The following is a 12,414-nucleotide window of genomic DNA, read 5'->3' as shown; positions in this document are numbered from 1 at the left end:
CGACGGCTCCTCGCACCGCTCCTCCATGAGGGAGCAGACGCGCCGGTAGACGTCGTCGGTGTAGGCGCGGTTGAAGACCGGAACGAGCGCCCGGTCCATCGGCTAGGCGAGCGCGTCGACGTCGACGAGGAACTTGCTGTCCTTCATCACCGGGACGTCGTCGAGGGTCACGTCGAAGTGCCGGCCGACGACGTCGATGTGGCTCGACGAGCGCCAGGTCGCCCCGGTGTGCTCGCTGTACGGGTGGCCGAACGCGATGTGCAGGCCGGGGATCTTCTCGTCCTGGAGGATCTGTCCGATCGGATCGCGCAGCGCGACGTTGGTTCCGAGCGCCAGCTCCCCCACGCGGTTCGAGTTCTCGTCCTTCGACACGTATTGCCGGAAGTCGTCCACGATCTCGCGAACGTCGCAGTCGATCCTGGTGATCCGCGAGTTCTCGATCTCGATCCGCAGCGGGTGTGCCTGCATGTCGCCGTATTTCGCGGCCATCCAGTCGCCGAGCACGCCGTCCACGACGAACACCCCGTCGACGCGGTCGGGGGCCGTGAGGACCTCGCCCCCCGGGAGGTTCCCCCACTTGTCGGGGCTGATGATCCCGGAGGTCTTGAGCCATTTGATCCGCGGGTCGAAGGTCGCGGTGAGGTCGGTCCCCGCCGCGGAGACCGCGCGGAACACCTGCGTCGCCTCCATCCGGGGAAGCAGCCAGCGGCACAACGCGTCGACCTTGCGGAAGTCGGCGCGCATTCCCTCGACCATGATCCGCGGGGAGATGTTCACCATGTGCGCATGGCGGACGCGCCTGCGGTTCACGACCGCCGTCATCTCGATCCGTGAGTGCAGCTCCCCTTCCTGCCCCACCGCCGCGAAGCAGCTGACGCCCGCGTGCTCGAGGGCGTCGAGCACGGGCGCCGGAAGCCCGCGCAGCGGGCGCGGCGCCAGGTCCTCGAGGACGAAGGTCGAGAGGTCCGCCCCCGCCTCGCGGAACTGCGCGGCGAGCGCGGCGCCGATCGGGAGCGAGGCCCGGTCCGTGATCAGGACCGACCGCTCGAGCGGGCGGACCTGCAGGCACACGCGGACGGCGTTGCGCGCCCCTTCCTGGAACGCCGGGTCGTAGGGAACGTGGAGGAGATCGGTCGGCATGGCACCCTTGAGACTACCCGAGCCCCTGCTCGGTTTCCTGGACGACGAAATCGACGACGGCCTTGGGGTCCCCGGTCGCCCGCCAGACGGCGAGCTGCCGCTCCGCCCCCGTGCCCGTCTCGAGGATCCTCCGCGCGCCGTTCACGTACGGCCGCGAGCCCAGCTCGTCGACGACGTCGTCGACGAACTCGAGGAGCTCGTCGAGCAGGCTCGCGTAAGGGACCTCCTCCTGCTTCCCGAAGTCGATCAGCAGGCCGCGCACCCCCCACCGCGCCGCGCGCCACTTGTTCTCCATGATCAGCGTACGGCGGTACGGACGATAGGTGAGGTTGCGGCTCCGGAGCAGCCACAGCTTCGCGGTGATCGCCTGGAAGAGCGCGGCGATCGTGACCGTCTCCTCGGCGCGCAGCGGGATGTCGCAGATCCGGTACTCGATCGTGTCGTACCGGTGGTGCGGGCGCACGTCCCACCAGATCTGCCCGGCGTCGAGGATGCAGTTGGTCTTGCGCAGGGTCTCGACGAGCTCCTGGTACTCCGCGTACGACTGGAAGTAGTCCGGGATGTTGGTCCGCGGGAACTTGTCGAAGACCTTGCACCGGTAGGACATCCACCCGGTCTCGCGGCCGATCCAGAACGGCGAGTTCACGGAGAGCGCGAGGATGTGCGGGAGGAAGTAACGCGCCTGGTTGAGGATCGTGATCTGCGTCTCGCGGTCCTCGACCCCGACGTGTACGTGCAGGCCGAAGATCAGGTTCCCGCGCGCCACGATCTGCAGGTCGGAGATCAGGCGCTCGTAGCGCGGGTTCCCGCCGGTGATGCCCACGTCCGCCCAGTGCGAGAACGGATGCGTGCCGGCGGCGCCGATGCGCAGCCCCTGCTCGCGCGCGATCTGGATGAGCGTCCGCCGCGTGTTGACGACCTCGCGCCGGGTCTCCTCGATGTCGCGGCACACCGCCGTGCCGACCTCCACGACCGGCGCGTGCAGCTCCGGCTTGAGCGAGATCCCGCCCGCCTTGGCCTCCGCCTCGAACACCTCGTGGACGTGGCTTCGCAGCGCGCGGGTGACCGGGTCGACGACCTGGAACTCCTCCTCGACCCCGATCGTGAGGCTCGGCCGCTTCACCGCGTTACCTTCGGGCGCTGGGCGCCGGAGCGCGACCGGGCCAATCGCCGGTCAGCTCGACGGGGCGCGGGTCGTTCACGCGGTCCACGAGGCATCGCGCGACCGTGTCCACCACCCAGCGGAAGTTGTCCTCACCCACCGAGAAGGCGTCGCAGTCGGGAGCCGGGTTCATGAAGTCGATCGCGTACGGCACGCCGTCGCGAACCGCGAACTCGACGGTGTTCATGTCGTAGCCGAGCGCCCGGCACAGCGCCAGGACGTCGCCTTTGATCCGCTCCTCCATCGCCGGGTCGAGCGGGGCGGCGTCGCGCACGTAGCGACGCTCGAACGGCGCGCGAGGGTCGTAACGCATGATCCGCACGTCGCGGCGCCCGATCCCGTAGCACCGGAAGTACTCCGTGAACTCGATCGCCTCCTGCGCCATCATCGAGAGGTCGCGCGTCTGGTCGTACGCGCGGAAGAACGACTCGACGTTGTCGACCTTGTAGACGTCCTTCCAGCCGCCGCCGTCCGCGGGCTTCATGAAGATCGGGAACCCGAGGTAGTCGAAGACGGCGTCCCAATCGACCGGATAGGTCAGGTTGGAGAAGGAATCGGACGAGGTGTTCGGCGGGTGCTGCTTGTGGGGAAGGAGCACCGTCTTCGGGACGGCGACCTTCGCCTCGAGGGCGATGACGTTGTTGAGGAACTTGTCGTCCGCCGACCACCAGAAGGGATTGTTGACGACCTGGGTTCCGTTCGCGGCGGCGCACTTGAGCCACGTCCGGTAGAAGGGGACCTCGTGGCTGATCCGGTCGAGCACGAGGTCGTACGGGCAAGGGACGTCCTGGCGGAACGGCCCGAGCTCCACGAACTCGGCGACGACCTTACCCCCGCCGAGCGCGTTCACCGCCTCGACGAGAGCCGGAGGAAAGGAACGTTCCATCCCGAACAGGATCCCGATGCGCTTCGGCACGCCGACTTCCCCCACGTTTTTACCGCCCGACCGGGCTAAGATGACCCGTCACTATAGCCCAGGGGGGAAAGGCCGATGCACCGGGAGCACCACCGTTGGGACAGCCCGTCGCTGGGGCGTCCGATGGAACTTCTCTGGTACGGGAACTGGGGCCGGCCGGTCCTGGCGTTCCCCACCTCCCTCGGCTCGGCCTATCAGAACGAGGACTGCGGCCTGATGGAGGGGCTGCAGCCCAAGATCGACGCCGGCGAGATTCAGGTCTGCTGCGTGGACGCCATCGACAACGAGCACTGGTACAACCAGGGCGCGCACCCGGGCTGGAAGATCCACCGCTACCTCCAGTACGCCCGCTACCTCGAGACCGAGGTGATCCCCCTGATCCGGCAGAAGGCCCAGCGCGAGGACGTCGTGACCTTCGGGGCGTCGTTCGGGGCCTACCACGCGATGAACTTCGCCGGGCGGTTCCCCCACCTGGTCTCGCGCGTCGTGTGTTTCTCGGGGCTGTACGACATCCACCGTTTCCTGCACGGCTGGTGGAGCGACGACTGCTACTTCAACAACCCGTCGTCGTATTTCCCCAACCTCGACGGCGAGGCCCTCGACCGGATGCGGCACATCGGCTTCGTGGTGGCGACCGGCGAGCAGGATCACCTCATCGGCGAGAACCGCTGGTTCGCGGAGATGCTCGCGGGGAAGGGCCTCAACGTCGTCGGCGAGTTCTGGCCCGGCGTGTTCGGTCACGACTGGCCGTACTGGAAGGGGAACCTGCCGAGGTTCGTGCCGTAGGGCGTTCCCTGCGCCTGCACCCCCGTTCCCCGCCCCGATCCAGCCGGCAGTCCCCTCGCGCGTACTTTCGACGCTCGGAGGGGCTACCCATGCGAATCCGTCCGATCGCCGTCCTCGCGTCATTTCTCCTGCTCGCTTCGGCCGCCCACGCCCAGGTCCGCTTCATGGGTCCCGAGGACCGCTGGGAGGACCTGATCGGAGGGTCGAACCAGCGGGCGTACGAAACGCTCGACTTCGTGGAGCCGCGGCCCCTGCTCGACGGCGACACGCTCGACCTCGGTGCCGTGACGGTGACCTTCCACGACCCGAGCGGAACGAGTCTCGCCTCGGTGCGGAACGGGTTCCGGATCCACCCGAACTGGACGACTTACGTCGACGCGTCGCTCAACGGCGGCGGCTCGATCACCCTCGACTTCACGCATCCGATCTACGCCCTGTCGCTGGGCGTGTTGACGTGGGACACCGGCGAGACGCCGCGCGCCCTCGCGCTGACGATCGACGGCGAGACTTACCGGCTCGACGTCCTCCCCTACTGGCCGTGGTGGGAGAGCCCGTTCGAGTTCATGGTGAACGTCCAGGTCCAGTTGATCAGCGAGCGGTCGTTCCGGTCGGTGACGATCTCCGAGTTCAACCCTTCCGGCTCGACCTACCTCCAGCTCGACGACATCGTCTATTCCCGGACCGGAGCACCGGTCGGGAACGGTCCCCCGGCGTGGCTGAACATCCCGCCCTCGACGCCCGACGGGAGCCTGCAGGGAAAACCGTAGAGGCCTCGCTGCGCGCCCCGCTCCCCTGACCCCTCGCCGCGCCCCTCCGGCTGCGGCGAGGGCACGCGACGATCCCCCCGAGCGTACGAGTCGGGCATGTTCCTCTCGGGGGTTGCCGGCCTTGCGCTCGCCGCGGAGTTCCTCGTGGGCACGCCGCCCCAACTCGCGCAACTCGTCGAGGCGGGGCTTCGCGACTCCCCGACGTTCCGGAAGACGTGGGAGGCGCTGGAAGCGACCCGCGCCGCGCAGCTGACGCTCGTGGCCGCGTCGGGCGACTCCCGCGCCCGCGTCCGATCCCGGGTCGAGGTCTGGACTCCCGCCCATCCCCGCGATGCCTCCTGCATCGCCTGGCTGCGCGCGCGGATCGGCGTCCCGCAACGCGGGCTCAAGGGGCGCAGGGTCGCCGTGCTGGCGCACGAGCTCGCGCACCTGATCCGCATCTTCCAGGGGAGCCGCGACGAGCGCGCGGGAACCGCCGGGGAGCGATTCGCGCTGGAGATCGAACAGAGCGTCGCCGCAGAGATGGACGACGCGGCCCGCGGACGGCGCCGGGTTCCCCCCGAGTCGCTCGTCGCGCGAGGTCATCCCGAGGCTTGCGACGTGACGGGAGACCTCGTGGCGGGCCCCGGGATCCTGTTGCACTGACCGATTGCGGGACGGCGCCGTCCCAGAAGCGGACACCGCTTCCGGCGAACGGTCGCACCGCCGCCGCGAGCGGTTCGCCGGAGGGATGGAACGCGGGCACGTCCGTTGCGTTGTGCCCGGGCGATGGACGTCCCCCGCACCCCCCCGAATCGCCGCCCCCGGCGTCTCGCCTACGCCGCAGGGGGCGTCCTCGCGATCGCCGCGCTCGCGTTCGGCGTGTCGAGGCTCGAGCCCGCCCCCCCGACCGTCCGTCGCGACGCCGTCTACGTCGGCACCGTCGAGCGCGGGGAGATGGTCCGCGACGTGCGCGCGCCGGGGACGCTCGTCCCCGAGGACGTGCGCTGGATCACCGCACGGTCCTCGGCCCGCGTCGAGCGGGTCGTCGTTCAGGCGGGGGCGGTCGTCGCCCCCGATACCGTCCTCCTCGAGCTGTCGGACCCGGACGTCGAGGCGGCCGCGCGCGACGCCGCCCTCGAGGTCGCCGCGGCGGAAGCCGACGCGTCGAGCGGGAAGGTCGAGCTGAAGAACGGGTGGCTCGATCGGCGCGCCACCGCCGCCGCCGTCGAGGCCGACTGGAAGCAGGCGCGGCTCGAGGCCGCCGCGAACGAGGAGCTCGCCAAGGACGGCCTCGTCTCGGGGCTCGTCCTCCAGACCTCCCGGGTGCGCGTCGAGGAGCTCGACACCCGCCGCTCGCTCGAGCAGGAGCGCCTCTCGACCGCCGAGGCGGCGCTTCGCGCGCGCGAGCGGGCGATCGACGTGCGCCTCGACCAGCTGCGCGCCGCGGCGGCGCTGCGCCGCGAGGAGGCCGACGCGCTGCGCGTGCGCGCCGGCATCGACGGCGTGCTCCAGCAGATCCCGGTCGAGCCCGGCCAGGCGCTCGCCGCGGGGACGGTGCTCGCGAAGGTCGCCCGCCCCGATCGGCTCAAGGCGGAGCTTCGCGTCCCCGAGACCCAGGCCAAGGACATCGCGATCGGGATGAGCGCGTCGATCGACACCCGCGTCGGGATCGTCGAGGGTCGCGTGAGCCGGATCGACCCCGCGGTCGTGGACGGCACGGTGCGCGTGGACGTCACGCTCGACGGAGCGCTTCCGAAGGGAGCGCGCCCCGATCTCTCCGTGGACGGCACGATCACGATCGAGACCCTTCCCGACGTGCTGCACGTCGGGCGACCCGCGTTCGGCCAGCCCGGCTCGCGCGCCGGAGTCTTCCGCCTCGACCCCGACGGCCGCGAGGCCGTCCGCGTCCCCGTCGAGCTCGGACGCGCGTCGGCGCGCGAGATCGAGATCGTCTCGGGACTCTCCGCCGGCGACCGCGTGATCCTCTCGGACACCGCCGGCTGGGACGGCTTCGACCGCATCCGCATCGATTGAAGGAGGCCCCATGAACGCCGAGACCCCCCTGATCCGCCTCGAGGAGCTCACCAAGGTCTTCCTGACCGACGAGGTCGAGACGCATGCGTTGTCGGGGATCCACCTCGACGTCCACAAGGGGGACTACCTGTCCATCGCGGGACCGTCGGGGTGCGGGAAGTCGACGCTGCTGTCGATCCTGGGCCTGCTCGACACTCCGAGCGCGGGGGCCTACTGGCTCAACGGGCGGCCGGTGCAGGAGCTCTCTCCCGCCGAGCGCGCGCGGATCCGCAACCGCGAGATCGGGTTCATCTTCCAGTCGTTCAACCTCATCGGGGACCTCACGGTCTTCGAGAACGTCGAGCTCCCGCTCACCTATCGCGACATGCCCGCGGCCGACCGGCGCAAGGCGGTCGGCGAGGCGCTCGAGCGCGTGGGGATGGCGCACCGGCAGAAGCACTACCCGTCGCAGCTCTCCGGCGGCCAGCAGCAGCGCGTCGCGGTCGCGCGCGCGCTCGTCGGGTCCCCCCTGATCCTGCTCGCCGACGAGCCGACGGGGAACCTCGACTCCCACAACGGCGACTCGGTGATGGAGCTGCTCGACGAGCTGCACCGCCAGGGGGCGACGATCTGCATGGTCACCCACGACGTGAGGTTCGCGCGCCACGCGCGACGGACGGTGCACATCTTCGACGGCAAGATCCTCTCCGACGTCCCCGGGACGCTCGCGTCGTGAACGCCGCCGCCGGGCTCGCGCACGACCTGCGCCTCGCCGCGCGCTCCCTCGCCAAGTCGCCGGGGTTCGCGCTCCTCGCCGCGGGAACCCTCGCCCTGGGAATCGGCTCCAACGCCGCGATGTTCGGCGTCGTCTCCGGGATGCTCCTGCAGCCGCTCCCCTACCCCGAGCCGGGGGAGCTCGTCCGGATCTACACCGAGTTCCCGGCCCTCTCGCTGAGGAAGTTCTGGATGTCCCCGCCGGAGTTCTTCGAGGTCGAGCGCGACCTGCCGGCGTTCGAGTCGGTCGCCGCGTACACCGAAGGGGGCGTCAACGTCGGCGGCGACGACGGGCCGCTGCGGGCGCGCGCCGTCCAGTTCACCGAGGGGATGCTGCGCACGCTGGGCGTGACCCCCGCCGCGGGGCGCGGCTTCACGAAGGAGGAGGACGTCGTCAACGGCCCGCGGGTCGTGATGATCTCGGACGCCCTCTGGCGGCGGGCGTTCGGCGCGCGAAAGGACATCGTCGGGGCGAAGGTCCTCGTGCAGGGGACCGCCAACGAGGTGGTCGGGGTGCTCCCGCCGGACTTCGTGTTCCCGCTCGGCGCCTCCTCCGCGCCGGACGTCGTGCTGCCGCTGGGCCTCTCGCGCACCGCCGAGGCCCTCGAGCGTCGCGGGAGCCACTACCTCCACGTCCTCGGACGCCTGCGCGACGGCGCGACCCTCGAGGCCGCCGAGGCGGAGAAGCGGCGCCAGATCCCGCTGTGGGCCGAGGCGATCAAGAAGAACCACGTGTTCGGCGAGAAGCACCTCCTGCTCTACGTCCCCGCGCACGAGGACGCGGTCGGGGGAGCCCGCACCGCCGTGTGGACGTTGTTCGCGGCGGTGGGGTTCGTCCTGCTGATCGCCTGCGTCAACGTCGCGAACCTCCTGCTCGCGCGCGGGGAGGCGAAGCGCCGCGAGACGGCGATCCGGGTCGCGCTCGGGGCCGCCCGTGCGACGCTCGCCCGGCGCGCCTTCGCCGAGGGGCTCGTCCTGGCTCTCGCGGGAGCCGCCGTCGGCGCGGCCGGCGGCTGGGCCGCGCTGAAGGGACTGATGGCGGCGTTCCCCGAAGCGCTCCCGCGCGCCGCGGAGATCGGCATCGACGCTCGCGTGCTCGTCTTCGCCACGCTCCTGGCGATCGCCACCGCCGGCGCCTTTTCGGTCGCCCCGCTCGCGACCCTTCGCGACCTCGACCTCGGACGCGACCTGCAATCGGGCGGAACCCGCACGGCGGGCGGGCTTCGGGGCCGTCGCACGCGCCGCGCCCTCGTCGCGGTCCAGATCGCGCTCACCGTGATGCTGCTCGTCGGGGCGGGGCTGATGATCCGCACCTTCCGCGAGCTGCAGCGCGCCGACGCGGGGTTCGACGCGGCGGGCGTGCTCACCTTCGAGGTCGAGCTGCCGGGAGCGACCTACCGCGACAACGCCGCCCGAGCCGCCTTCTGGTCGCGCCTGGAGGAGCGCCTGCGCTCGCTTCCTGGCGTGACCTCCGCGGCGACGATGAGCGATCCCCCGCCGGTGAGAACCCTCCTCGCCAACGACACCGACATCGACGGGTACACGGCCCCCCCGGAGGGCCCCTTCGAGAACGTGGACTACTACCAGGTGTCGGGCCGGGAACTTCTCGACGTCCTGAAGGTCAAGGTCGAGGAGGGACGCCCCTTCGACGCGTCCGACGAGGGGCCGGACTCCCCGTTCGTCTGCCTCGTCAACCGGTCGCTCGCGAAGCGGTTCTGGGGGGAGCAAAGCGCGCTGGGCGGCCGGCTGCGTCCGGAGGACGGCTCGCCGTGGGCCACGATCGTCGGCATCGTCCCGGACGTGCGCAACGGCGGGCTCGACCGGCCGGCGGGAACCGAGGTTTTCTTCCTCGAGTCGCAGGCGGCGCGACTGGGATTCGCCTCGACGCAGACGACGGTGGCGCTGCGGACGTCCTCGGACCCGCGGTCGCTCGTGAAGGCGTCGCGCGAAGCGCTCCGCGAGATCGACCCGACCCTCCCGATGGCGCGCGTGCGAACCCTCGAGGAGATCGTGGACGGTTCGCTCGAGCGCACGCGGCTGATCGCCCGCCTGATGACCGCCTTCTCCGCGATCGCGGTCGCCCTCGCCGCCGTCGGGATCTACGGCGTGACGGCGTACACCGTCGCGCGTCGCACGCGGGAGATCGGCGTGCGCGTGGCCCTGGGGGCCCGCCCCCTCGACGTGCGACTCATGATCCTCGGCGGCGGGCTCGTCCTCTGCGCGGTCGGCCTCGCGGCCGGGTTCGCGGGCTCGATCGCGCTGACGCGCCTGACCACGAGCCTGCTCCACGGCGTGCGCCCCGAGGACCCGGCGACCTACGGCATGGTCGCGCTCGTCGTCTCCGCGCTGAGCGCGGGAGCCTGCTGGATCCCGGCCTGGCGCGCCTCCCGCATCGACCCGGCGCAGGCGCTCCGGTGGGAGTGAGGGGCCGTTGACCCGGGACCTCCGCGACGCCGCCCGGAACCTCGGCGCGGCACCCTCCTCGACGGCGATCGCGGTCGCGACGCTCGCCGCGGCGATCGGGGCGGCTGCGGCGACGTTCGGCGCGCTGGACGGCATCCTGCTGCGCCCGCTTCCGTACGTGGACGCCGCCCGCCTCGTCACCGTCTGGGAATCGAACGCGCGCGATCCGGAGGGGCTCGTCGAGGTCTCCTGGTCGAACTTCGCCGACTGGCGCGAGCAGAACGACGTCTTCTCCTCCATCGCGCTGATGTCGTCGGTGAACCTCGATTTCACCCTGACCGGTTCGGGGGAACCGTCGCAGGTCGCCGGCAACGTCGTGACCCCCGACTTCTTCGAAACGCTCGGGATCGGCGCCGCTCTCGGCCGAACCCTCCGGGAAGGGGACGACCGCCTGGACGCCCCGACGGTGGTGGTGATCGGCCACGGACTCTGGCAACGGCGCTACGGATCGGATCCCGGGATCGTCGGGCGCGCGATCACGCTGGAAGGGGACCCCGCGACGATCGTGGGCGTCCTCCCTCCGGGGTTCGACTTCCCCGACGGCGCGGAGCTCTGGGCCGCGCTCCCCCCTTCCGACCGCGCGGACCCGAACGCCCGCGCCTTCCGCGTCTATCGCGCCGTGGCGCGCCTGGCCCCCGGAGTGAGCCTCGAGACGGCGCGGGCCGGCATGGACCGGCTCGCCGCGACCCTCGCGGCCTCCTGGCCGAAGGAGAACGGGGGGTACGGCGTGCGGCTCGTGCCGATGCTCGACGCGGTGTTCGGGAGCGCCCGCCGGGCGCTGCCGCTGCTGCAGGGCGCCGTGGTCGCCGTGGTGCTCATCGCCTGCGCGAACGTGACCCACCTGCTGCTGGGGCTTTCGGCCCGGCGCCGGCGGGAGACCGCGATCCGCCTGGCGCTGGGCGCGCCGCCCCGGCGGCTCGCACGGGTCGCGCTCGCCGAGGGAGCTCTGGTGGCTCTCGGCGGCGGCGCGCTCGGCCTCGTGGTCGCCGCGATCGGCGTCCGCGCGTTGCGGGCCTTCGCTCCGGAAGACCTCCCCCGCGTCGCCGACGTCACGATGAGCGGCCGGGTCGTCCTCTTCGCCGTCGCCGCGAGTCTCGCGTGTGCGCTCCTCGCCGCCGCCATTCCCGCCTGGCGCGCGCTGCGGGCCCAGCCCGCGACGGTGCTCCGCGAGGCCGCCGTCCGCGTCCTTGCGACCCCGCGCGGCGTGCGCGCCAGGCGCGCGCTCGTCGTCTCCGAGGTCGCGCTCGCGGTCGTCCTCGCGGCGGGGGCGGTCCTGCTCGTGCGCTCCGCGCTCGCTCTTGAGCGCCTCGACCCGGGCTGGAGCCCGCGCGGCGTCTGGACCGCGCGCGTCGCACTCGTCCGCGCGCGTTACCCGGACCGCGCCGCTCAGGCGGCCTTCTTCACGAGGCTCGTCGAACGCGTGCGCGCGATCCCGGGTGTCGACGCCGCCGCGGCCGTCCTGATGCGGCCGCTGTCGGGCACCGTGGGGTGGGACTATCCCCACACCGTCGAGGGGCAGGACGAGGCGGCGTTCCGGAGCAACCCCTACGCGAACTACCTCGCGGTCAGCCCGGGGTATTTCGACACGGTCGCACTGACCCGGATCCAGGGACGCGACTTCACCGACGAGGACCGCGCCGACACGGCTCCGGTCGTGATCGTCGGCGAGTCGGTGGCGCAGCGTTATTGGCCGGGGGCCTCCCCTCTGGGGAAACGCCTGAAGTTCGGCCCGCCCGATTCGAAGCAGCCGTGGCGCGAGGTGGTCGGCGTCGTGCGCGACGGCCGCTACCGCGAGTGGGGAGCGCGGCGCCCGGACATCTACGCCCCGATCTCGCAGGGGGGGCAGTACCGCTCGGACTTCGTCGTGAGGACGAGCCTTCCGCCCGCCGCGATCGATCGCGCGTTCCGCGAGGCGGTCTACGCGCTCGACCCGCAGCAGGCGGTCTCCCTCCCGGCGACCCTCGAGACCCTCGTGGATCGGGCCCTCGCCCGCCCGCGGTTCCACGCGGTCCTCCTGGGCGCCTTCGCCTCCCTCGCGGCGGCGCTCGCGGCGGCCGGGGTCTACGGCGTGCTCGGCCACGCGATCGCGCAGCGGACCGCGGAGATCGGCGTCCGCATGGCCCTCGGGGCCCCCGAGCGACGGGTCTTCCTCGGGGTCGTGGGCGAGGGGGTCGGGCTCGCCGCGCTCGGAAGCGCCATCGGGCTCGCGGTCGCCTTCGCGGGATCCGGCCTCCTCGCCTCGCTGCTGCACGGCGTCTCGCGCCTCGATCCGCTCTCCCTCGCGGGGTCCGGGACGGCGATCCTGCTCCTCGCGGCGACCGCCTCGTGGCGCCCCGCCCGGCGCGCCTCCCGCATCGATCCCGCCGCCGCCCTCAGGGAGCCGTGAACGAAACGCCCCTCGGTTGCGTACT

General features: G+C 71.8%; 10 protein-coding genes. 7 read left to right on the top strand and 3 right to left on the bottom strand.

The window, feature by feature from the left end; all coding sequences use genetic code 11:
• Window positions 1-102: 102 nt before the first annotated feature.
• Genes VF139_14640 through VF139_14630 form a run of 3 tightly spaced genes read right to left on the bottom strand, consistent with a single transcriptional unit; the run spans window position 103 to window position 3,218 of the window.
• On the bottom strand, window positions 103-1,140 hold the full coding sequence (locus tag VF139_14640; GenBank protein HEX6852631.1) for an aminopeptidase: 1,038 nt from the start codon (window positions 1,138-1,140) through the stop codon (window positions 103-105).
• A gap of 13 nt (window positions 1,141-1,153) precedes the next feature.
• Entirely contained in the window at window positions 1,154-2,263 is a 1,110-nt protein-coding gene (locus VF139_14635; GenBank protein HEX6852630.1) for a carboxylate-amine ligase, read from the bottom strand.
• A gap of 4 nt (window positions 2,264-2,267) precedes the next feature.
• Complete coding sequence (locus VF139_14630; GenBank protein ID HEX6852629.1) at window positions 2,268-3,218, bottom strand: hypothetical protein; 951 nt, start codon at window positions 3,216-3,218, stop codon at window positions 2,268-2,270.
• A 123-nt stretch (window positions 3,219-3,341) separates the two neighbouring features.
• On the opposite strand from VF139_14630, the gene VF139_14625 reads away from it, so the two are divergent.
• The 7 genes from VF139_14625 (at window position 3,342) to VF139_14595 (ending at window position 12,389) form a co-directional block, all read left to right on the top strand.
• Window positions 3,342-4,004 (top strand): alpha/beta hydrolase-fold protein, encoded by a 663-nt coding sequence (locus VF139_14625; GenBank protein ID HEX6852628.1) that lies wholly within the window; start codon window positions 3,342-3,344, stop codon window positions 4,002-4,004.
• Between the two features lie 89 nt (window positions 4,005-4,093).
• Window positions 4,094-4,771 carry a hypothetical protein gene (locus tag VF139_14620; GenBank protein HEX6852627.1) on the top strand — a complete coding sequence of 226 codons (678 nt, stop codon included), beginning with the start codon at window positions 4,094-4,096 and terminating at the stop codon, window positions 4,769-4,771.
• A 96-nt stretch (window positions 4,772-4,867) separates the two neighbouring features.
• Window positions 4,868-5,416: a hypothetical protein gene (locus VF139_14615; protein HEX6852626.1), complete on the top strand. Its 549-nt coding sequence runs from the start codon at window positions 4,868-4,870 to the stop codon at window positions 5,414-5,416.
• 123 nt (window positions 5,417-5,539) lie between these two features.
• Complete coding sequence (locus tag VF139_14610; GenBank protein HEX6852625.1) at window positions 5,540-6,787, top strand: HlyD family efflux transporter periplasmic adaptor subunit; 1,248 nt, start codon at window positions 5,540-5,542, stop codon at window positions 6,785-6,787.
• A 10-nt stretch (window positions 6,788-6,797) separates the two neighbouring features.
• Window positions 6,798-7,502 (top strand): ABC transporter ATP-binding protein, encoded by a 705-nt coding sequence (locus VF139_14605; GenBank protein HEX6852624.1) that lies wholly within the window; start codon window positions 6,798-6,800, stop codon window positions 7,500-7,502.
• Window positions 7,499-9,964 carry an ABC transporter permease gene (locus VF139_14600; GenBank protein HEX6852623.1) on the top strand — a complete coding sequence of 822 codons (2,466 nt, stop codon included), beginning with the start codon at window positions 7,499-7,501 and terminating at the stop codon, window positions 9,962-9,964. Before VF139_14605 ends, VF139_14600 begins: the two co-directional genes overlap by 4 nt.
• Window positions 9,965-9,971: 7 nt before the next feature.
• Window positions 9,972-12,389 carry an ABC transporter permease gene (locus VF139_14595; GenBank protein HEX6852622.1) on the top strand — a complete coding sequence of 806 codons (2,418 nt, stop codon included), beginning with the start codon at window positions 9,972-9,974 and terminating at the stop codon, window positions 12,387-12,389.
• Window positions 12,390-12,414 lie beyond the last annotated feature (25 nt).

The organism is Candidatus Polarisedimenticolaceae bacterium (assembly GCA_036376135.1).
Lineage (GTDB): Bacteria > Acidobacteriota > Polarisedimenticolia > Polarisedimenticolales > DASRJG01 > DASVAW01.
Note: the sequence above shows the minus strand (reverse complement) of the source record. Positions and strands in the feature narration are given on the sequence as shown.